This is a genomic window from Sebaldella sp. S0638, assembly GCF_024158605.1.
In the GTDB taxonomy this organism is placed as follows: domain Bacteria; phylum Fusobacteriota; class Fusobacteriia; order Fusobacteriales; family Leptotrichiaceae; genus Sebaldella.
Window position 1 is genome coordinate 1 of the sequence record NZ_JAMZGM010000022.1, and the last position, 22560, is coordinate 22560.

Here is a 22560-nt window from a genome sequence, read left to right on the forward strand (position 1 = left end):
TATGCCCATCCTACATTCTCGGAAGCAATACTTGAAGCATGTGCAGACTGTCTTGGGAAGGCGCTTCATCTGCCTAAGAAAAAAATATAAAATATTTTAATGTGCTTTTTGCCCTTTAATATATAAAAAGAAGGACGGCCAGAGTTAATTTAATCCGGCTGTCTTTAATATTTTTTGACTTTTTAATTATCCTACAGTATACTTATTACATAAAAATTAGTATTTGGAGGGTTTATGAAAAGGAAAAATTTATTGGTTGTTATTTTTATTTTGTTTTTTTACTGTATTGCTTTTGGGGAAAATAATTATGAGACGGGGTTAGAATATCTTAGAAATAAAGATTATGAAAACGCAAAACTTCATCTTCAAAAAGCCTATGATGAGGAAAAATCTCTTTGGGCAGCGTATTATCTGGGGATTCTTTATAATGAAATATATAACGATTTCAATGTATCAGAAAAATATTTTAAAATTGCTGCTGATTTGGAAATTGGCAATGTTTATAATAATATTGGATTTTTTTATGCAAAATATAATAAATCTCATATGAGTGAAAAATATTTGCTATTATCCATAGAAACCGGTGATTTTCTTGCCCCAAGACTTTTAGGACTTCTTTATGAAGAACAAAATAAATTATCTCAGGCTGAGAAATATTATAAAATAGCCATAGAAAGAAAAAATTTTGATGCTTATGTAAATCTGGGCTTTTTATTTCAAAAGAAAAATGATCTGGTTCAGGCTGAGAAATATTTTATACTTGGAAGTGATACCGGTGATATTGTCGCTGCAAGATTACTGGCACTTTTATATTTAAAACAGCAAAAATATGATTTAGCTGAAACACGGTTTAAAACACTTACAGAAAAAGGTGATATTCTATCATTCCATGCTCTTGGCGATGTTTATGCTTTGCAAAATAAATATGAGCTGGCTGAAAAGTATTATTTATTAGGAATTGAAAAAGGCAGTGACTTTTCTTCAGAACGTTTAACTGCCCTGTATGTAAAGCTTGGTAAACATGATAAAATCGAAACTTTTTATAAAAATTCTGCAGAAAATGGAAGCGATTCTTCTTTATACGACTTGGCTGTCTTTTATAAAAAAGAAAATAAGAAAGATCTGGCTGAAAAATACTATAAATTAAGCAGTGATAAGGGCAATTCCTCTGCTCCAAATGATCTGGGCGATCTTTATCTGGCTCAGGGAAAAACAGAATTAGCTGAAAAATATTATAAAATCGGTTCTGAAAGAAAAAATGATGAAGCAACGTATTCTTTGGGTAAATTGTACAGCTCCGCTAAAAAACCAGAGCTTGCTGAAAAGTATTACTTACTTGCTGTTGAACAAAACAATGAATATGCTGCCAGCCGACTTGCTTTATTTTACTGGAATCAGGATAAACTGGAACTGGCTGAGAAATATTATAAAATTGCTATTGAAAAAAAGGATATTTCTGCTTTAGATGATCTCGCTATCCTATATGAAAACTGGGAAAAACCGGAGCTAGCCGAAAAATATTATTTACTCGCCGTAGAAAAGGGTGTTTTTTATGCACCAAGACATCTTGCCGATTTCTATGAGCAACAGAATAATTTTGAATTGGCTGAGAAATATTACAAAATTGCAGTAGAAAAAGGTGATTATGAAACTCTCAATAACTTAGGCGTGTTTTATCAAAATTATAATATGCTGGAATCAGCTGAAAAGTATTATTTACTTTCAATTGATTATAATAATAATACTGCTATGAATAATCTGGCTTCTTTATATCAAGAGTTAAGTAATTATGAATTATCAGAAAAATATTATAAAATGGCTTTTGAAAGGGATAATACAGATGCTTTAAACGGACTGGGGCTTCTTTATCAAAATTGGAATAAACCAGAATTAGCTGAAAAATTTTATTTACTTGCCATTGAAAAAAACGATTTTCATGCTCCAAGAAATTTAGGAAGTTTTTACATAAAACAAAATAAACATACTCTGGCTGAAAAATACTTTAAAATAGCTATTGAACGTGAAAATTTTGATGCATATCACGATTTAGCACTTTTTTATGAAAATAATAACAAATTTGAATCAGCTGAAAAATTTTATCTGCTCGCTATTGAAAAAAACGATTTTTATGCTTCAAGAAATCTGGCTGATCTTTATACCAAACAAAATAAATTTGATCTTGCAGAAAAGTATTTTAAAATAGCTATTGAAAATGAACATTTTGATGCATATAATGATTTAGGTGTTTTTTATGAAAATAATAATAATCTGGAATTGGCTGAAAAATATTACCTGCTGGCTGTTGAAAAAAATAATTTTTATGCTTCGAAAAATCTGGCTGCCCTTTATGAAAATCAGGAAAAATTTGATCTCGCCGAAAAGTATTTCAAAATAGCTATTACTGTAGGAAATGAAGATGCTATTAATACACTGGCAATTCTCTATCATAATCAGGAAAAATTTGATTTGGCTATTACCAATTATAAACTAGCCATTGAAAAGGGAAATATTGATGCTATCTTTAATCTTGGACTTCTTTATGAAAATCAGGATAAAATAAATCTTGCTGTTACTTACTATGAAAAAGCGGCAAATCTTGGTTCCAGTTCTGCATTTATTCGGTTAGGCGCTATTTTCATGGACAAAAACGAGCCTGAAACTGCCAGAAAATATTTTGAGAAAGCCAAAAAATTAGGAAATGAAAACGCTGACTACATGCTCGAACTCCTTGAAGAATCATTAACTGAAAGACTAGACAGTTAAGTTTTCCCCAAAAAAGTCAAAATTTTCTATTTTTGACTTTTCACCTTTTTTAAGGTATGCTAAAATGTATTTATTAATTTAAAAACTTACAAAATAAAAGGAGATACCAAATATGGGAAAACTAATAATAATAGAGGGAAGCGACGGAAGCGGCAAAGAAACACAAACCAATTTATTATATAAAAAACTAAAAGACAGAAATTATAATATAAAGAAAATCTCTTTTCCAAACTACGAAAGCCCTGCATCAGAACCTTTGAAAATGTATCTTTCAGGAGATTTCGGAAAAGATGTAAATGACGTAAACAGCTTTGCTGCATCTACATTTTTCGCAGTAGACAGATATGCGTCATATAAACAGGACTGGGAAAAATTTTATACTGACGGCGGTATTGTTCTTAGCGACAGATATACCACTTCAAATATGGTACATCAGGCCTCAAAGATAGAAAATGAAGAAGAAAAACAGATATTCCTCAGCTGGCTGATTGACCTTGAATGGAATAAACTTGGTCTTCCCAAACCTGATGTTGTTATATTCCTTGATGTTTCCCCCGAACTCAGTCAAAAATTAATGAGTGACAGAAAGAACAAAATAACCGGGGAAGAAAAAAAGGATATTCATGAAACAAACAGCGAATACCTGAAAAATTCATATTTGAATGCGCTGAATCTTGCAAAACAATATGGATGGGTTATTGTTTCATGTGAAACAAACGGAGTTTTGAAAAATATAGAAGAAATAAATGAAGATATTATAAAAAAACTATCTGAAAAGGGAGTTCTATATGAATAAAATAAAAATTCTCGACGAAAGTGTATCTAATATTATCGCAGCAGGAGAAGTGGTAGAAAACCCCGCCTCTATGATAAAGGAGCTTTTGGAAAATTCACTGGATGCAGGTGCTGATTCTGTGAAAATCGAAGTTTTTAACGGCGGAAAAGATGTAAAAATCACAGATAACGGTTCCGGCATGGAAAAAAATGACATGATGCTCTCTATAGAGAGGCACGCTACATCGAAAATATCAACCAAGGATGATATTTTTAATCTTATGACATATGGATTCAGGGGAGAAGCACTGGCTTCTATTTCATCTGTTTCTAAAATGACCATTTCTACTAAAACAAAAGAATCCAATGTAGGCTATAAAATGACAGCTTATGCAGGTTCTATAAGAAATGTAGAGGATGTATCAAAAAATAATGGAACAGAGATAGAAATCAGGGATCTTTTTTACAATACCCCTGCAAGAAAAAAATTTCTGAGAAAAGAAAGCACAGAATATAATAAGATAAGGGATATAGTTCTAAAAGAAGCCCTTGCTAATTATAATACAGCCTTCACTTTGATTTTTGATGACAAATTAAGCATAAAAACCAGCGGTAAAGGAATAGAAAATACCATACTGGAACTTTTCGGAAAGAATGTATTAAAAAATCTGAAAAAATTCGAGCATGGATACCTTGGTTCTGTTGAAATTCTAAGAAGTTCAAAGGACTATATTTTTACCTATGTAAATAAGAGATATGTAAAATCAAACACAATAGAAAGAGCTGTTCTTGACGGTTATTATACTAAACTGATGAAGGGAAAATATCCTTTTGCTGTTATTTTTCTGGAAACAGATCCGAAAGAAATTGATGTAAATGTTCATCCTTCAAAGAAAATCGTAAAATTTTCAAATGATAAAATCATTTACAGTTTGATAAAAAGCGCTATGGATGATCATTTTTACCTTGAAGAAAGACAGGAATGGCAGCCTAACCTTGATCTGCTGAAACAAAATGTTAATGTCAATGCCGCAGAGCTGGAAAAGATTGAAAATCTCTTTTCAGATGAAGTAATAAAAGGTGAAAACAAACAGTTTTTCAGTCTTGAAACCCTTGATAACAGAGAAATCGAAACAAGAATTATCGAAGAAAGACCGAAAAAAGCAATAGAGACTCTTATAACAGAACCTGATGATTCTGATTTTACAGATTTTGTAAAAGAGGATAAAATTACAGAATCTGTTTCCTATGAAAAAGAAAATAATGTATCTGAAAATATACAAAAAATTCATGATGAGAAGTCTGCCGCTCCAGTGGAAAAAACAGAGAAAAAGGAAGATTACAGAATAATCGGACAGGTTTTTAATATGTATATATTAGTAGAAAATAAAAATCAACTGGAAATTTATGATCAGCATATTATACATGAAAGAATACTCTATGAGGAACTTAAGGAAAAATTTTACAGTAAAAAACTTGATTTTCAAAACCTGATTATTCCCCAAAAGATTGAGCTCAGTTCTCCGGATAAAAATCTTGTTATGGAAAATGCCGAGGTTTTTCAAGATTTTGGATTTGATGTTGATGAATTCGGAGAAAATGAAATTATACTGAGATCAGTGCCGGCTTTTGACTTTAGAGACAGTATAAAGAATGTATTCATGGATCTTCTTGCCGATCTGAAAAATGATGTTGAAATAAAAGATCTCAGAGAAAGAATTATTATTTCTATGTCATGTAAAGGTGCCATAAAGGCAGGACAAAAATTAGACCCTGACGAAATAAGATCTTTTATAAAAAGGCTCCATGAAATAGGAAAATACACATGTCCTCACGGCAGACCCATCATTATCAATATTCCAAAGGATGATCTGGACAAAATGTTTGGTCGAAAAGGATAATCAAAAAATTAAAAATATATTATTTTCTAAAAAAATATATTTTTCTTTTGACAATGAGGTGAAAATATGCTAAAGATTAATGTAACCGCTGTTGGGAAAATTAAAGACAGTTATATAAAAGAGGGGATACTGGAATTCAAGAAAAGGTTGCAAAAATTTTCTAATTTTAGTATTATAGAAATTCAAGAGGAAAGTGAGAATCGTGGAATCGAAAGCGCTGTTAACACAGAATCAAAAAGAATACTGGAATCTATAGAAGGTAAGAACTATTATAATATCCTGCTGGATTTAGATGGTATTGGTGTTTCATCTCCTGCAATGGCGCAGAAAATAATGGAAATTTCCAATTTTAACAGTAAAATTAACTTTATAATCGGAGGCTCTAACGGAGTAAATAATGATGTAAAGAATACAGCCGACTTTAGACTTTCATTTTCAAAATTAACTTTTCCTCACCAATTAATGAGGTTAATCCTGATAGAGCAGATATACAGATGGATTTCCATTAATAACAATATTAAATACCATAAATAAACAAACTGGAGGGATTTTTTTTATGTTTTCTGTTGGTGAAGATTTTGAAGTTGTGATAGATGATGTAAACGAATATTTTAACTGCATCGCTAATCTGACTATAAAAGGCAAAGAATACATTATTGCAGAGAATGAAGAAGGAACAAAAAGAGCATTTTTATGTGACTCTAACGACGATGAAATTATAGTAATAGCTGATGATGAAGAGGAAGATATATTAAATATCTGGGAAGAAGATTACTATGGGGTAGATAAGGATTATATGTTTTGGAACGAAGACTTCGAGGATTACGACAAACCGTCTAAAGAAGATCTGGAATATGACGAATCCGACGAACCGGATGATATCCACGAGGTTGATGACCTAGATGAGAGCGAGGAAGATCTTGAAGATTTTATAGAAAATCTTTTAGACTAAAAATTATGTATCTGCTTATAAAAAGTGAAGACCAATTTGGTAATAAATATGAAAAATCTTTTATTTCTCAGAAAGTCCTTTTAGATAACAGAATCGAATACTCTTATTCGGATGAACACGGCGAATCGAAAATCTTTCTTTATGAAAATCATGTGAAAATATATAGAAAAGGTGAGATAAATACAAAACAGATTTTTAAACTAAAAGAAATGACAAATTTTTTATACTTAACTAAGGAATTTAAAAAAAATCTTTTTTTAAACACGAGTTTTTTAGATATTTCAGAAAAAAATATTTATCTTATATATGATGTTATAGATGAGAGTGAAGTCATAAATACCATAAAACTGAAAATAATAGAACTGGAGCCCTGATCATGGAAAATATAACCTGAATCCGTGTCAGCCAAAGTACTGAAAGAAAGGATATAATTATTATGAGTGAACAACAGATCAATGAAAAATCAATTATTGGAGAAAAACTGAAAAAAGTAGAAGAACTAAAAGCCCTTGGTATTGAGCCTTACGGGAGAAAATTTGAAAAGAAAGACGACATAGCCGACATTTTAAAATTCGACGAAACTTCGGAAAAGACTTTTAAAACAGCGGGTAGAATTGTTGCTTTCAGAAGAATGGGAAAAAACGGTTTCGGACACATTCAGGATCTTTCAGGAAAAATCCAGTACTATGTAAAAAAAGATACCGTTGGTGAAGAGAACTACGAAATTTACAAAAAACTCGGAGTCGGTGACTTTATCGGAATCGAAGGTACTCTTTTCAAAACACAGACTGGAGAGCTTACACTAAGAGCAAGTTCATTTGAAGTTTTATCAAAAAATATCAGACCGCTTCCGGAAAAATTCCATGGTCTGACTGATGTTGAGACTAGATACAGACAGAGATATGTTGATCTTGTTATGAATAATGATGTAAAAGAAACTTTCATTACAAGGTTCAAGATACTCAGATTTATAAGAAATTTCCTTGAAAATAAAGGATTTCTTGAAGTGGAAACACCTATGCTTCACCCTATTGCAGGAGGTGCTAATGCAAAACCTTTTATCACGCATCATAATGCACTGGATATGGATTTATTTTTGAGAATAGCTCCTGAATTATATTTAAAAAGATTATTGGTCGGAGGATTTGAAAAAGTCTTTGAAATAAACAGAAGTTTTAGAAATGAAGGGACTTCTATTAAGCACAATCCGGAATTTACAATGCTGGAATTATATCAGGCCTATGCTGATTTTGAAGATATTATGAATCTTACTGAAGAACTTGTTTCTTCTCTTGTAGAAGAATTATTCGGAACTACGAAACTTAATTATCAGGATACGGAAATTGACTTTACAAGACCTTGGAAGCGTATAAAAATGAAAGATGCAGTAAAAGATGCTACAGGATATGACTTTGACAGCATTAACAGTGATGAAGAAGCATTAAATCTGGTAAAATCAATGGGTATCCCGTTGGAAAAAGACAAAAGTTACACTAAATACGGTCTTTTAAATCTTCTGTTTGAAGAAAAAGTAGAATCTACACTTGCTAACCCTACATTTATCACAGAGTATCCTAAAGAGATTTCCCCTCTTTCAAAAAATAAAAAGGATTCTTCTGATTTTGTAGACAGATTCGAACTATTTATATACGGAAGAGAACATGCCAATGCGTTTTCCGAACTGAATGATCCTGTGGAGCAAAAAGAAAGATTTGATGCACAGGAGAAAATGAAAGAAGCCGGAGACGATGAAGCGCATGAAACAGATCTTGACTATATCAGAGCACTGGAATATGGTATGCCGCCTGCTGGCGGTCTCGGAATAGGAATTGACAGGCTTACAATGCTGCTTACAGATTCTTTTTCCATAAGAGATGTACTTTTGTTCCCTGCATTGAAAAAAGAAGATTTTGAATTATAAAATCATAAATAATAATATAAAATACGGCTAAACCATTTAATTAATCAGCCGTATTTTTTCTTACATTTTTATAAACAAAAATTATGTATTTAAACTCATATATAATTATATAAAAAATTTATATTTATAAAATCCATTAAAAAATGCTATAGTTTAGTAAGATATTTTATAGAATGGAGATATTATGAAGACAAAAAAAATAAGCTTTTTCGAAAATTTTCTAAACTTTTTTGAAAACGTTGGTAATAAAATGCCTGATCCTGTTACATTGTCATTTATTCTTTGTATACTAGTGATAATTATATCAAAGTTTGTGGCAACAGCAGGTATTTCGGTAATACATCCAAAGTCAGGGGAAACTCTACTTGCAGTGGATCTTTTTACCAAAACAGGTTTCCAGACGATTTTTACCAGTATAATCTCTAATTTTCAGGGATTTCCGCCGCTTGGTGTGGTTCTGGTAACAATGTTCGGCGCTGGAGTAGCTAAAAAAACAGGCTTTATGGAAGAACTTCTGAAAGTTACCACTGTAAAAATCCCCAAACCTTTAGTCACTGGATGTATTTTATTTATAGGTATTCTGGCTAATGCTGCGGGGGACGCAGGTTTTATTATTTTACCGCCTCTTGCTGCAATTATTTTTATAAGCCTGAAAAGACACCCTCTTGTGGGTATGCTCGCAGCCTATGCAGGGGTAGCAGCCGGCTTTGCAGCAAATATATTTATCAGTATTTCAGATGTACTGGCAGCGACTTTTACAATCCCTGCAGCGCAGATTCTTGATAAAAATTATGCGGGAACTGTTGCAATGAATTTTTATTTTTTATTTGTATCCACTTTTGTCCTTGTAATTACCGGAGTTTTTGTTACTGAAAAAATTATCGCTCCAAGATTTGAAGGTGTGGGATATGAATATCATAATGAACAGATAAAAGATGCCCTTGATGAAAATGTAAGAAAAAAAGCTCTGAAGTATTCACTTATAAGTCTGGGAATTTTTTCTGTAATAGTCATTATTTTATGTATTGGGGATAATGCCTTTTTCAGAGATCCGCAGACAGGAAGCCTCACTTCTTCTAGTTCTGTTTTGATGAAGAGCATTGTTCTTTTAGTCACTCTTGCATTTTTTATTCCTGGAGTAGTTTATGGTGTCATAGTAAAAAAAATAAGAACAGACAAAGATCTTGTACATCTCATGGGGCAGTCTATGTCAGACATGGGGCTTTATATTGTACTGGCTTTTGCTTCTGCACAATTTTTAGCTTTTTTCAATGAAAGCAATCTGGCATCTATTTTCTCTATAAAAGGGGCAGAAGGACTAAAGAATCTTGGTTTATCCGGTATACCTCTTATGATTTTATTTATTCTGCTGTCTTCTGTAATTAATTTATTTATTGGAAGTGCATCTGCTAAATGGGCAATTATGGCTCCTATTTTTGTTCCTATGTTCATGCTTTTGGGATATAATCCTGCATTAATACAAATGGCATACAGAATAGGGGATTCAGTTACTAATCCTCTTAGTCCTTTGTTTCCTTATTTTCCTATTTTAATTGCTGTAGCAAGAAAATATGATAAGAAAGCCGGACTTGGCACACTAATTTCCAATATGATTCCATATTCTTTATTTTTTGGTATTGTCTGGACATTATTGCTAATTTTATTTATAATATTTAATATACCGCTTGGGCCCGGAGCAGGAATTCATTACAGCTTTTAGTTCCGTGAGCCGAAGTTTTCCCGACAGGTCTAAAATCGGGAACATCAAAATTTTTATTTATAAGGAAAGGTGAAAAAATGACAAATCGTATAAAAGAACTGGCAAAAAAATATTCTTCTGTAATTATGGGTGCAAGAGAACATTTTCATGCTAATCCCGGTATAGAATTTCAGGAATTTGAAACAACTAAAAAAATCATAGAAATCCTTGAAGAACATGGTATCGAATATCAGAAAGATATTGCTGTTACTGGTGTTTTGGCTATCGTCAGAGGAAAAAAAGAAGGAAAAACAGTTCTTCTCAGAGGGGATATGGATGCCCTTCCTATTGAAGAAGAAGCTGACGTACCTTATAAATCCAAAGTAAAAGGAGTTATGCATGCATGCGGCCACGACAGCCACGCTGCGGGTATTCTTGGTGCTGCTCTTATTCTTAATGAATTAAAGGATGAAATATCCGGAAATATCAAATTTGCTTTTCAGCCTGCCGAAGAAAATCAAGGCGGAGCGAAGCCCATGATTGATGCGGGTATTCTTGAAAATCCCAGAGTAGATGCTGCCTTCGGTCTGCATGTCTGGGGACCGTATCCTGAAGGAAAAGCTATTACAATGAAAGGTCCTATGATGGCTGCACCTGATAATATCAGAATCAAGCTTATCGGAAAAGGTGGACATGCCTCTATGCCTAATATGCTTATCGATCCTGTGGTTATGGCTGCCGAAGTTATTCTTTCTCTGCAGACTATTGTCAGCAGAAAAGTGGATCCTCTTGAACCTGCTGTAATTTCGTGCTGTACTGTTCATGGCGGAAGTGCACAGAATTTAATCCCGAATGAAGTGGAAATAACAGGAACTGTCAGAACTCTGAATGAAGAAGTCAGAAAAAATATGCCCAAGCTTATGGAGCAGACAATAAAAGGAATTACTGATATTTATAACGGATCATATGAATTCGACTATCATTTTGGTTTTCCCTGCCTGATCAATGATGCTGACTCTACAGATACCCTGATATCAGCTGCTGGAAAGATTCTGGGAAGTGAAAATGTGGATATTATGGCGAAGCCTGTTATGGGCGGAGAAGATTTTGCTTATTTTACACAGGAAGTCCCTTCTGCATTTATTTTTCTTGGTGTGGCAGAAGACATGGAAAATCCTCCTGTCCACCATCATCCGATGTTTTCATTCCACAGCAGAAATACTGTTACTTCATCGGAAATACTTACACAGGTAGCATTAGATTTTCTTGAAAAATCAAAATAATTCAAAATATATTAAGAGATGGTTTCTTTATATGGAAGCATCTCTTTTTTATAAAATTCTTGAAAATTTCAAAACTTATGATATAATGTAGAACATGATTAAACTTAGATTGAAAGGAGGAGAGAAATGATTTATTTTACCGCAGACACACATTTTTTTCATTCAAATATTATTAATTTATGTAAGAGACCATTTAAAAATGTGGATGAAATGAATAAAGTCCTTATTAGAAACTGGAATTCCTATATTACTGATCATGATGAAATTTACATTCTCGGGGACTTTCTGTTCAAAGGGACCGGTAACCAGGCTAACGCCATTCTAAACGCCCTGAATGGAAAAAAATACCTTATAAGAGGTAATCATGATAAATTTCTTAATGATGAAAATTTTGATGTCAATGCTTTTGAATGGATAAAAGATTATTTTGTCCTGAACTATAAAAAGATGAAGTTTGTCCTTTTTCATTATCCGATTCTTGAATGGGACGGATTTTTCAAAGGATCTGTTCATCTTTACGGGCATGTTCATAATTCCGGCAAAGACCCCGGGCAGAACAAACGCCTTTCTATTCTTGGAAATAACGCATTTAATGTTGGTGTTGATGTTAATAACTTTTTTCCGGTAAGTATAGAAACCATAATAAAAAAACAGCAGTAAATAAGCTCAGTCCCTTATTTTTGCTGTTTTATTTTTATTAATCAGTCATAATGTTTTCTTTTATCCATTCTATTGTTTCACGATCTTCACTTGTAGATTCTGATGTATAAATATACTCTCCTTTGACTAATCTGTCAAAATCTCCTGAAACAACAACCTTGTTATTTTTTATGCTAAACTCTAATTTGCTGCCGTCTGATACTTTGAATATATACTTATCTCCATTTTTATAAGCTGTTCCTGCTAATTGATGTAATTTCGGCATAGAACCCAGCATCACATATTCAAAAGAAAAATCGTAAGAATTTTTGGAACTTTCTATTAATACAAGATCAATTGCCGATGTTCCGGTTCCTTTCTTATCCTCTTTTTTCTCATAATTCTTTGAAAAACTGAAAAAACTCATTAATGCTAAAAGTAATACAACTATTTTTTTCATGCTGATTAATCTCCTTTATATTGATTTTCTATATTTTATCTTAAAGTAAATAAAAAATCAATAAATTAATCGTATTATCTCATTTTATTTCTTTCACTTTTTAAAAATGATTTCTGTTCAACTGTTAATACCTGATTTCTTTCCTGAACTTCTTCTTTTACTAATTTTGCTATTTCTTTTTTATGCTGCATCTCTGTTAAACCTTCTGTATTCAATGCTCTCATTTTCTGATAATATTCGTCTCTTATTGAGCTGATTTTATCTTTTTGTTCATCTGTAAGATTCAGCTTTTTTTCAAAATCAGCTTTTCTTTTCTGCATCGCTGATTCTTTTGACTCTACCATTTTTTGCTGTGCTGGTGTTAAAATCTGGTTTAATTCTGTTTTTTGTTCATCTTTGATAGATTTAAGGCTTTGCACAAATTCTTCCCTTGTTTGATCTTCATTGCTCAAAGCTTTAATTTTATCTTTTGTTTCCTCCCTAAGTGCTTTTAGCTTCGTTTTCTGATCCTGTGTTAAATTCAAATCGTTTTTCAAAGTTTTACTTGCAGTTCGTTCTTGCTGACCTCCGTAAAAATACTGTTCTTCGCTTTGTGCGAATGCTCCCATTGATAATAATGATATCAACGTTAATATAATTAATCCTTTTTTCATTCTAATGTTCCTCCTGAGTATTTTATATATAGTTAATTTTAAATTCTCTTGCTTAGTTTCCCCTTTTCTCACACTTTGAATTATATTTTATTTTTCTTTCAGTCCCTTTATTATTATTTTTATTAAACATTGATTTTTTTTTCTTAATTAATTATAATTAACTAATGATTCCATGTTGGATCAAATTCACTAAAAGGAGAAAACTATGAAAAAATTATTATTAATTTTTTTAGTACTGTTCAGTATCACAGCCTTAGCAGACTGCCGGAGTATAGCTGACAATAATATCAAGACATTTGCAGATATTATTGATCAGGATAATAATACAACATCAGTTTATAAATTTATTAAGGAAAAAAATAATCAATATCAGTATTTACTTACTGTTAAGGCTCCTGAAAAAGATCTGTTATTTTACTTCACTTCTGATTTAAATAACGGTATTTTATATTCTTCTTCATCACCTAACGGAGAACTTCAGGCTGTTATGAATGGTCTGCCTGTTTGTAAAAAATAAGCTTTTTATTAGGATATATAATAAGAAAAACTACACTTAAAATAACTGTATTGTTATTCATAAAGTGTAGTTTTTTATTTTAAAATACTGCTTTTAATGTTAATCCTACTTTGTAGTCATCTTCATTATTATTTCCTACTCCGTATTCCCCTGAAAGGAATATTCCGTATCTGTCTTTTGCTTCTATTCCTACTGATGCTCTTGTTCTTAATGTTCCTTTTTCATCTTCCGGTTTCGATAATTTATGATAATTATTTTCTACTGCTGTTAATTTTGCATATTCTCTTTCGTTCAGATCAGCAAGTTCATATTCATATGCTACATCAAGAGCTCCTTTCAGCTGCCATCCTGAATTAGACAATGGTACTGCTGTTTTTAGTTCTACCCCTGCTCTTGGTTTTACACTCCATGCATCATTTCCTTCTACTTTCAGCGATTCTTCCCCGTTTTCACTAAAATCAGGTCTTGTTACATACATTGCACGCAATGCTCCATATGGTGTTATTGTTGTATTTTTTCCTGCCGAAAGTTCTTTCCCCAGAATGTTGTCACTTGTTATACTGTATGTTTCATAAGTTCCGTTCATTTCTGATCGTCCTGACGGCGAAGGCCAGTCAAGATTTCTGTCTATATTATGAAAACTTACTCTTCCTGTAAGATCATTTTTCAGATTCCATCCATTTGTCTTATATTTATTGTGAATTCCTAACTGCACAGTATCTACCCATTCTTCGCTGCTGTTTCCGTCTTTAAACTCAAATCCTGTGTGCAGATATCCCAGTGAGTAACCAAATGTATTCTTGTAAGTTCTTTCCACTTCACGAAGGGCAAGAACTCCTGTTGTTGTATAATCATAGTTTACAATACCGTCTGTATCCTCTTTTGTTCTTCCTTTTCCTGCTATTACATTTATCTTTACATTCTCTTTTGTATTGTTCTCGGAATTCTGCATTAAAGCCATTGAATTTTCAAGACTTCTTGCTATATCTTCTTCACGCTGGTTTATATTAGCATAAATATTTCCTGCGAGACCTTCCATAACATGTCTGAAATCTTTTTCATTCTCTATAAGATCCAGCTTGTCATAAATTTTCCCTGCATCTCCTGTGGCATTATAGTAATTTTCATCAAGAGCTTTTCCGAAATCATCATACCATAACCCGTCAGTAAAATCATGATAATCTTTTTTTGACATATAGATATCTATATTCCCGTCTGAATTTACTGAAGGTGTAGCTTCCCATGTAAGTGAGTTACTTACCACCGGCAGCTTTCCGCTGGCAGATATAATATTGCTTGATATAAAAGCATTTTCCAGTTTATACACTTTAGCGTTTGTTCCCTGAGAAAAATCAGGAAGAATTTTTACTGTATCAGTTATTGTAAGTGTATCTGCCGATATACTTCCGCTGTCCATTATAAAGTCGATTCCTGCAATTGTTGACTCCTGTAATGTACTCAAGTCAGGCTTTAAAGATATCTTCATCCCGGTATTTTCAAAGTTTCCGTTCACACGAATAATCCCGGCATTTATAAGCTCTGGTATTGCATACTCATTATCAGCTGCTGTCATTTTTGCACCATTTATGAAATTTATAGTTCCGTTATTAATTATTTTCCCATTTGGAGCTATTATTCCGACACTATCTGATCCTGATACATTTATAGTCCCCTGATTATCTATTACTGTATTTAAAGTCCCGTAAATCCCTGTTGCATTCTGACCTTCCACTGTTATTGTTGCTAAGTTAGTTACTTTTTGAGAATTTTTCCCGGCTATTCCTATTACATCATTTCCGTATAAAGTAATATTTCCATGATTCTCTACTCCGGCTCCGCCGTCTGAAAAAATTCCTATTGCTCCGTTTTTAGGTGCCGAAGAACTTCCTGTAGTTATATTTCCATAGTTTAATGCTGTTACTGTATTATCTTTTACGTATAATCCCACTGCATTATTTCCAATAGTTAAATTTCCGTGATTCTCTACTGTTGACAATTCTCCGTAAATACCCACTGCATATTTACTGTTTATAATATCAACATCTCCAAATGAATCATAAGCAAACGTTGTGTCTCCTACTGCTATATTTCCGGTATTTGTGATGCTTCCACCTTTATTATATATACCTATATTACTCTTTCCGGCATCTGCTGCTATATTTCCGGCATTTAATACTGCTCCGCCGTTTGTTGTATAAATTACTATATTGTTTGAACCTGTTACGCCTATACTTCCGCCCGCTGTATTTGTGATTGTTCCGGCACCATCACCGTAAACAAATACTGTATTTTCACCTAATATCTGTGCCGCTGTATTAGTAACGTCTGTTCCTGTTTCAGCTATAAATCCGTAACTTCCATTCCCTATTCCAATATTAGCAAGGTTATTCTGAATATTGGCATTATTAGTCCCATATACCCCGACTGCTGTATTTGTTCCTATATTCATAGAGCCCGTACTGCTTATTATTACATTTCCTCCGTCTGAATAAATTCCGGTACCGCTGCTGCCTATATTAAGATGTCCGCTTTCATTTACAGTTCCGCCTTTGCTGTAGATTCCCAGCGTATTCGTCCCTGTTGTAATTGTTCCGGTATTTAAAATTGTATTTCCGGCACCTGTATTATAAATTGCCATTCCCGGATTACTTCTGTCAGAAGAATTTCCTATTTCTATAGTCATTGTATTTTCTATATTCTGTATTCCAGAGCCTGTAGTATATATTCCTACAGAATTTTCTCCTGTCAGCTTTATTTCATCTGATGTTCTTATCAGTGTAGGAGTTCCGCCGCTATAGTCAGAAATTATCCCAACAGCTGCATTTGATGAACTAAGTATTTTTCCTGAATTCAGTGTTCCTGTGAGTACCCCGTCTTTCAGATATATCCCTTTTGAGTTTTCTCCTACATTAATTGTTCCTTTATTTTCTACATCATTTACACTTGTACCGTATAATCCTACAGAATTTTTACCTGCGGAAATTGTCCCTTCATTTAACATTGCTGCATTATTCTTAGCATAAAGAGCGGCTGAATTATCTCCTAATGATATTATTCCTTTGTTTGTAAGTTCTTTATCAGCAGTAGTACTCAAAAATGCAAAAGGCTTTCCTCCGTTATATGCTCCGTCAGCAATTCCTGCTATTGTACTGCTTTCTGTTGTAGTGATATTTGCTCCGCTGTCAAATAATATAATAGAATTTTTGCCTGTTGCCATTACACTTTTAGTATTTAATGTTCCCGAAGTATTATAGTAAAAACCGGCATTTTCTATATTTCCGCCGATATAGCTTCCTGATCCGTTTATACTAAATCCTGAAAAATTAATATAATCCGTACTTGGCGCTGATTTTTGCATATTGAATAATACGGAATTATTACCGCTTACATTAAAAGCCCCGCTTCCTGCAAAAGAAGTTGTTCCTGCAAGATTGAATCCTACCGCATTATCTCCGGATAAATTCATAGTTATGCTGCTTAAACTGACAGAACTGTCTTCAAGATGCATTCCTATACCATTTTTCCCTACTGTTATCGCACCGCCGCCGCTGATTGTTGTATTTTTCCCGTATACCCCTACTCCATTATCTGCTGCGCTCATATTTATATCAGAATTAGTTCCGAGTTTTATTGTGGAATCTATTACTCCAACTGCTGTATTGTTAGCATATATTCCTATTCCTGCTGTTGTTCCGTTTGTTTTTATTTCTCCGTCGTTTTCTATTTCTATTTCCTGATTACCGTATCCTGGTAAAGCAGCAGTAAGCAGGTTTCCACCGTATATTCCTATACCGTTATTTCCGATTTCTATTTTCCCTGTATTTTTACTAATTGTCCCGTTTGCACCATATATTCCTATTGAGCTGTCTCCTGTGGAACTTATTAATCCTGTATTACTTATATTTCCATAATCCGTTACTATCCCTATTACATTCTGACCTTTTTGATTTATTGTTCCGTTATTTATAACAGTTACTTCGTCTCTTCCGCTTGTTCCTGTATAATTTCTCTGTCCTATTGCAGATACGTTATTTCCTGTTCCTGAAATTACTACTCCGCTATTAACAGTCGTTTTTGACGACATAAAGTCCAGTCTGTTATATGCATCGTTTACATCATCCAGATTTACATTCTGATCTACTATAAGGGCTCCTTTAAATACCGCATAAGGCTTGTATCCTGTCCCTGTAATACTTACTTTTGATGATGGAATCAGTGATTCTATTGCAGAACTTGATGAACTGCTCAAATATATATCATTAGCCGGTGAATCAAGTATAAACAGTCTTGAATCAGAGCTTGCCATATTTAGATTAAGTTTTCCGCTTCCTGTAAATACACTGTTTATAAAATTAGTAATCTGAGTAAGGTCATCTTTCAGATAAAAGGCTGTTCCTCCTGCATTTATTGTTGCATTTACTGTCCCTGTTATATTTATGTGACCTGTAGATGTTGTTGCAGAAGAATTCTTATATGTATAAAACAAAAGACCTTTATCATTTGCTTCCAATGATGCTCCGCTAATATTTATTGTTGCGTTATCACCTGCAAAAAAACCTATTCCGTTATTTGATACCTTTACCGTTCCGCCGTTTATATTTGTCTTATTATTATTGTCAGCCCCGTAAATTCCCACTGACTGATCTCCTGATGCATCTATTGTTCCGGCTGTCATGGTAAATTCTCCCATGTTCGCTATACCTACTGATTTTGTTCCCAGTACTGTTATTATCCCGCTGTTAAATCCCGCAGCTCCTGAAAGTATTGCCATTCCCTGAGATTCATCTGAGTTTATTATTATTTCTCCTACAGCACTATTCGTTGCTTCTCCGCCATTTGCAGAAAGAAGTACCGTGGTTTTATAAAGACCTGCGCCTATATCTATTTTTGCTTTATTTTCTACTTTTGCAGTATATAGAGGGTCTGATGAATTTGCTGTTGCCGAATTATTGGCAAGCATTACTATATTATCTGATTTTCCTGCTGAAAGTACCGTAGTTAAAGTAAGATCTTTTTCCAGCACTAACTTTGATCTGTCACTTCTTATAAGTACTGATTTTGATGCTTCTGTACCAAAATTCAGACTTTCTACATTTATATTTTTTAATACTATATCCCCGAATGGAGTTCCTGTAGAATCATCTTTTTCCACATAATTAGCATTTCTTAGTATTCCTATTCCTTCAGTCCCGTTTACTGTTATATTCAGATTTCTTATATTACCTATAAGATCTGTTGAATCTGAAGCTGACAGCCCTTGAACAGCAGCTACCTGTGTAGAACCTGTTATTTTCTTTGACAGAGAAATTCCTACGTTTTGTGTTCCGCCTACAGTTACCATTCCTCCTGAACCGTCTACAATTGTCTCTTTAAAGTAATTTTGTTCTTTTCCGTTACTGCTGTATGTTACTGTTCCTAACTGGCTTGTTCTTGAATAAGCCCCTCCGAGATTTCCATAATCAAAAATATTCGGAATTCTTATACCATAGTTTGAACTGCCGTTTATCTCTATATTTCCCGGCTTTACATATATTGTCATTGGATTAGATCCATCTGATGACGGAACCGTATATTTTGCAAAATCTATTCCTATACTTTCCTGACTGTTTATTACTATTTTTCCTCTGTTTTCAGCTGTGGCGTATATAGGCAGATTTTCCATTGGTCTGCATACTCCTGAAGCACATGTTGTATCTATAGGTATTTTAGTATAATCATCTCTATAGTATGGACTTTCTATCATTAATGTCATACCAAAAAGATTTTTACCGCTTTCTAAAGTAAGAGTGGCTCCGGGATCTATAATTGCCTTTGCACTCAAAGCATCATACGCCTGATATTCTATTCCTACTGTCATGTGACCGTCGCTTCTTCCATGTATAACAGCATCTCCTGCGAGATGGAATTCCGTATTCAGATGTCTTGCTCCATAAGCATGGTTTACACTGACGAATCTTGCAGTATTTACACTTCCTGTTGTCTGGTCTCTGTACACCCAGTTTCCGCTGAGTGTCGATGATCCTGCAAGAACATTTAAAAATGTATGAGGATAGCTGCTTCCATTCATTGTATAAGTATTAGTATTAACTGTTCCTGAAGTAGTTACACTGTCATTATACCCGCTCCATGTGAAACCTGATCCTGTTATTGAAAACTGTGAAGTTCCAAGTGAAGTTACTGTTGTTGTTCCGCTTATTGGTGCAGCACTGGCATTTCCTAATATAACATTTACCTGTGGTATAAATCCAACAGGGTCTCCCTGTGCAAAACCTGATGATACTTTATCCAATGCAGGTGGTGTAAATATAGAAGGAGTACTTATAACCGGTGCTGTTGGTGTAAACGCCGGCAAGTTTACATTTCCTACCACAGGTGCAGCAGGTACTGTTACATTTACAGTTACTTCTTCTATATCTGGAAGTTTTACTTCCCCCGGATTTATAGATAAAGCCCCCAGGCTCAATCCTTTTACCGGTATACTCATACCAAGATTAATTGTCTTTACTTCCTGGACAGGCATATAAGGTTTTCCTTCTGTTACCACATATTCCCCGTCTGCATTATAATATCCTTCTGTTTCTGAACGGTACTTTGCATTTCCGGATGTATTATCTCCCCGTCCTCTTTCTGAATAAAATCCTGTAACAAACCATTGCCATTCAAGGTATTCCGGTTTCACCACATAATCGCCTTGCATATACAAATCCTTTAATTCTGCATTTTTTTTATTCAGAACCTTCTCTATCAATTTATAATTTTCATTATTTGACTTTCCTGCCTCAATATTTTTTACCATTTTATTGAATAATCTGTCATTTTTTATCGCTTCGGCATTATTGCCTGTACCAGCATTTAGTATAGAATTCATCGCTAAAAATCCTACTAATAATCTTTTATTTTTTATCATAAATCTCCTTTTTTCTCCTTCAAAGAATAATTTTTTATTTCACTAAACATGCATTTTTTTCTGTCTTAACATCTCCTTTCTGACAAGCGTGTAATACTTTTTATTTTAATATATTCGTTTAATTTTGTCAACATATGCTTTTTAACCATTCTTTATATTCCCTATTTTATCTATACTTTCTATTTTATATTTTTTTAAATAATAACAAACAAAAATAATCAATCATATTTAACGCCTTTTTTTTAACTGTTCCCGCATAATCTTGGATATTTTTAATAATTATTTTCCATTGTAAAATATAAACATAAGTAAAAAAACTGATCCGATAATTTCTCCTCAAAACCCGCATCCCATTAAACAGTACATCCCAAATACAAAACAGCATAAAAAAGTATTATTACGCATTTTTAGATAGAAAAGCATTTCTTTTTTTGCATGTTTATGCTACAATTAAGCTATTATGACTCAGAAAGGAAGATTTATATGTTAAAAGAGGAGAGACAGCAAAAAATATTAGAACTGCTGGACGAAAAGCAAAAAGTAATTGCAAGTGACCTTAGCCAGCTTTTTCAGGTTTCAGAAGATACTATAAGAAGAGACTTAAAAGAGCTTGATCAAAAAAAGCTTGTAAGAAGAGTTCACAGCGGTGCCCTTAGAATCGGTCCTCCAGTAACAGATTTTGAAAAAAGACTGAAGATTTCTAATAATTTAAAAGAAAATTTAGCACAAAAAGCTCTTCCTTATATACAGGAAAATACTGTCATATTAATTGACGGCGGCACAACTAATTTACATCTGGTAAATGCTCTTCCCGTTAATTTTAAGGCAACGGTCATAACTAACAGCCCTCCCATAGCCATGGCACTTGCATACCACGAACAGATAGAAGTCCTTATGATAGGGGGAACTCTTTATAAACAATCCATGGTTAATCTTGGTATTGATACAGTGGAGTATCTGAATAATGTGAGAGCAGATACTTATATTATGGGAATTTATAATATTGATGATCAAATAGGAATAAGTGTTCCCACAATATCAGAATCGCTTGTAAAAAGAAAGATGGCATCTATCTCCACTGAAATAATAGGATTAGTTACTCTGGACAAACTGGGGACAGTTTCTAACCAGATAATCTGCCCTGTTGATACACTTACTTATTTAATAACAGAAAATGTAAATCCTAATATAGCAAAATTATATACTAAACAAAAAATTGCTGTTATTCAGTAATAAATATAATAAAAGGATTAATTATAAACCAACATCTGTGAGCTGTGCCTAAAAATACAGCTGCAAAAAAAGAGCAGTATCAATAAAGTTATATCTTTTTGATACTGCTCTGCCTTTTTTATATAATTTCCACAAATATCCGGACTTCAATATCTGTTTTTACAATTTTTGTTAAGTTTTTGAAAAATGTTTATATCTGAAGTTTCTTCGTCTGTTCCTTCTGGTTTTCATCAAAGCCGCTCTCAGAATATTCCAGGATTTTCTTTTCATAGCTATCTTCCTTTCATCCCTTAATACACAGATCAATATAAAAAACGCAATTACAGCCGTATCCCGCCTCTATATACAGAAACACCAACTAATTCTATTAAGTTTACTTGTTTGCTATATTTCTCAACTCTATTTTTTTTCCTTCCCAGACAGCATAATTCCCATTTTGCATGGCTCCGGGATTTATATATTTTATTTTATCTTTTTCTTTACAGTAAGGTATATGAGTATGTCCAAATACACACATAGTTACACCATCTGCTTCTGCTTCTTTTTCCAGCTCATTCATATATGACTTTACGCCAAATAAATGACCATGCACCAAAAGAATCTTTTCCTTTTCCAGTTCTATTATCAGCTCATCAGATGTCTCTTTGTCAAAATAGTCAGTATTTCCTCTTACTATAAAAAATTTTATATCGGAATATACATAAGACATATCTATGGCATCTGTGCTGTGATCCCCTGCAAATAACACCACTTCGGGCAATTCCTTTTCTATTACCTTTTGAAATATATCCAGTCTTTTATGACTGTCAGAACAAATTAATACTTTCATTTCTCCTCTTCTTTCTGAAAATTACGGAT

General features: G+C 33.3%; 16 protein-coding genes. 12 read left to right on the plus strand and 4 right to left on the minus strand.

Annotated elements, in window-relative coordinates:
* Window positions 1-234 precede the first annotated feature (234 nt).
* The 10 genes from NK213_RS07925 (at window position 235) to NK213_RS07965 (ending at window position 11953) form a co-directional block, all read left to right on the plus strand.
* Window positions 235-2763 (plus strand): tetratricopeptide repeat protein, encoded by a 2529-nt coding sequence (locus NK213_RS07925; protein WP_253348374.1) that lies wholly within the window; start codon window positions 235-237, stop codon window positions 2761-2763.
* A gap of 112 nt (window positions 2764-2875) precedes the next feature.
* On the plus strand, window positions 2876-3559 hold the full coding sequence (locus NK213_RS07930) for a thymidylate kinase (protein WP_253348375.1): 684 nt from the start codon (window positions 2876-2878) through the stop codon (window positions 3557-3559).
* A complete protein-coding gene (gene mutL, locus NK213_RS07935) occupies window positions 3552-5438 on the plus strand; it encodes a DNA mismatch repair endonuclease MutL (RefSeq protein ID WP_253348376.1) in 1887 nt (628 codons plus the stop codon). Before NK213_RS07930 ends, mutL begins: the two co-directional genes overlap by 8 nt.
* Window positions 5439-5504: 66 nt before the next feature.
* Window positions 5505-5972: a 23S rRNA (pseudouridine(1915)-N(3))-methyltransferase RlmH gene (locus NK213_RS07940; protein ID WP_253348377.1), complete on the plus strand. Its 468-nt coding sequence runs from the start codon at window positions 5505-5507 to the stop codon at window positions 5970-5972.
* A 22-nt stretch (window positions 5973-5994) separates the two neighbouring features.
* Window positions 5995-6390, plus strand: coding sequence for a hypothetical protein (locus tag NK213_RS07945; protein ID WP_253348378.1), 396 nt, complete (start codon window positions 5995-5997; stop codon window positions 6388-6390).
* A gap of 5 nt (window positions 6391-6395) precedes the next feature.
* Window positions 6396-6764 carry a DUF1934 family protein gene (locus NK213_RS20635; RefSeq protein ID WP_371926398.1) on the plus strand — a complete coding sequence of 123 codons (369 nt, stop codon included), beginning with the start codon at window positions 6396-6398 and terminating at the stop codon, window positions 6762-6764.
* Between the two features lie 62 nt (window positions 6765-6826).
* Window positions 6827-8311, plus strand: a complete 1485-nt coding sequence (gene lysS / locus NK213_RS07950) for a lysine--tRNA ligase (protein WP_253348379.1) — start codon at window positions 6827-6829, stop codon at window positions 8309-8311.
* Between the two features lie 184 nt (window positions 8312-8495).
* Window positions 8496-10031: an AbgT family transporter gene (locus NK213_RS07955; protein WP_253348380.1), complete on the plus strand. Its 1536-nt coding sequence runs from the start codon at window positions 8496-8498 to the stop codon at window positions 10029-10031.
* Between the two features lie 77 nt (window positions 10032-10108).
* Entirely contained in the window at window positions 10109-11293 is a 1185-nt protein-coding gene (locus tag NK213_RS07960) for a M20 family metallopeptidase (RefSeq protein ID WP_253348381.1), read from the plus strand.
* Window positions 11294-11419: 126 nt separating this feature from the next.
* Window positions 11420-11953, plus strand: coding sequence for a metallophosphoesterase (locus NK213_RS07965; RefSeq protein ID WP_253348382.1), 534 nt, complete (start codon window positions 11420-11422; stop codon window positions 11951-11953).
* 37 nt (window positions 11954-11990) lie between these two features.
* Here the strand turns inward: NK213_RS07965 and NK213_RS07970 are convergent, their stop codons facing one another.
* Both NK213_RS07970 and NK213_RS07975 read right to left on the minus strand, forming a co-directional pair.
* The gene (locus NK213_RS07970) at window positions 11991-12392 is read right to left on the minus strand and encodes a hypothetical protein (RefSeq protein WP_253348383.1); all 402 of its coding nucleotides are present in this window, start codon (window positions 12390-12392) and stop codon (window positions 11991-11993) included.
* Between the two features lie 74 nt (window positions 12393-12466).
* Window positions 12467-13045 carry a Spy/CpxP family protein refolding chaperone gene (locus tag NK213_RS07975; RefSeq protein WP_253348384.1) on the minus strand — a complete coding sequence of 193 codons (579 nt, stop codon included), beginning with the start codon at window positions 13043-13045 and terminating at the stop codon, window positions 12467-12469.
* A gap of 205 nt (window positions 13046-13250) precedes the next feature.
* Between NK213_RS07975 and NK213_RS07980 the strand changes: the two genes are divergently transcribed.
* Window positions 13251-13562, plus strand: coding sequence for a hypothetical protein (locus tag NK213_RS07980; RefSeq protein WP_253348385.1), 312 nt, complete (start codon window positions 13251-13253; stop codon window positions 13560-13562).
* Window positions 13563-13641: 79 nt separating this feature from the next.
* Here NK213_RS07980 and NK213_RS07985 read toward each other — a convergent pair whose 3' ends face one another.
* Window positions 13642-20469, minus strand: a complete 6828-nt coding sequence (locus tag NK213_RS07985) for an autotransporter domain-containing protein (protein ID WP_253348386.1) — start codon at window positions 20467-20469, stop codon at window positions 13642-13644.
* A gap of 483 nt (window positions 20470-20952) precedes the next feature.
* Between NK213_RS07985 and NK213_RS07990 the strand changes: the two genes are divergently transcribed.
* Complete coding sequence (locus NK213_RS07990; RefSeq protein WP_253348387.1) at window positions 20953-21702, plus strand: DeoR/GlpR family DNA-binding transcription regulator; 750 nt, start codon at window positions 20953-20955, stop codon at window positions 21700-21702.
* A 373-nt stretch (window positions 21703-22075) separates the two neighbouring features.
* On the opposite strand, the gene NK213_RS07995 is transcribed toward NK213_RS07990, so the two are convergent.
* Window positions 22076-22531, minus strand: coding sequence for a YfcE family phosphodiesterase (locus tag NK213_RS07995; RefSeq protein WP_253348388.1), 456 nt, complete (start codon window positions 22529-22531; stop codon window positions 22076-22078).
* Window positions 22532-22560 lie beyond the last annotated feature (29 nt).

Coding starts and splice junctions, on each gene's coding strand:
- NK213_RS07990 (WP_253348387.1), top strand. CDS start 20,953: ATGTTAAAAGAGGAGAGACAGCAAAAAATATTAGAACTGCTGGACGAA.
- NK213_RS07945 (WP_253348378.1), top strand. CDS start 5,995: ATGTTTTCTGTTGGTGAAGATTTTGAAGTTGTGATAGATGATGTAAAC.
- NK213_RS07930 (WP_253348375.1), top strand. CDS start 2,876: ATGGGAAAACTAATAATAATAGAGGGAAGCGACGGAAGCGGCAAAGAA.
- NK213_RS07985 (WP_253348386.1), bottom strand. CDS start 20,469: ATGATAAAAAATAAAAGATTATTAGTAGGATTTTTAGCGATGAATTCT.
- NK213_RS07960 (WP_253348381.1), top strand. CDS start 10,109: ATGACAAATCGTATAAAAGAACTGGCAAAAAAATATTCTTCTGTAATT.
- NK213_RS07995 (WP_253348388.1), bottom strand. CDS start 22,531: ATGAAAGTATTAATTTGTTCTGACAGTCATAAAAGACTGGATATATTT.
- NK213_RS07980 (WP_253348385.1), top strand. CDS start 13,251: ATGAAAAAATTATTATTAATTTTTTTAGTACTGTTCAGTATCACAGCC.
- NK213_RS07975 (WP_253348384.1), bottom strand. CDS start 13,045: ATGAAAAAAGGATTAATTATATTAACGTTGATATCATTATTATCAATG.
- lysS (WP_253348379.1), top strand. CDS start 6,827: ATGAGTGAACAACAGATCAATGAAAAATCAATTATTGGAGAAAAACTG.
- NK213_RS20635 (WP_371926398.1), top strand. CDS start 6,396: ATGTATCTGCTTATAAAAAGTGAAGACCAATTTGGTAATAAATATGAA.
- NK213_RS07970 (WP_253348383.1), bottom strand. CDS start 12,392: ATGAAAAAAATAGTTGTATTACTTTTAGCATTAATGAGTTTTTTCAGT.
- NK213_RS07955 (WP_253348380.1), top strand. CDS start 8,496: ATGAAGACAAAAAAAATAAGCTTTTTCGAAAATTTTCTAAACTTTTTT.
- NK213_RS07940 (WP_253348377.1), top strand. CDS start 5,505: ATGCTAAAGATTAATGTAACCGCTGTTGGGAAAATTAAAGACAGTTAT.
- mutL (WP_253348376.1), top strand. CDS start 3,552: ATGAATAAAATAAAAATTCTCGACGAAAGTGTATCTAATATTATCGCA.
- NK213_RS07925 (WP_253348374.1), top strand. CDS start 235: ATGAAAAGGAAAAATTTATTGGTTGTTATTTTTATTTTGTTTTTTTAC.
- NK213_RS07965 (WP_253348382.1), top strand. CDS start 11,420: ATGATTTATTTTACCGCAGACACACATTTTTTTCATTCAAATATTATT.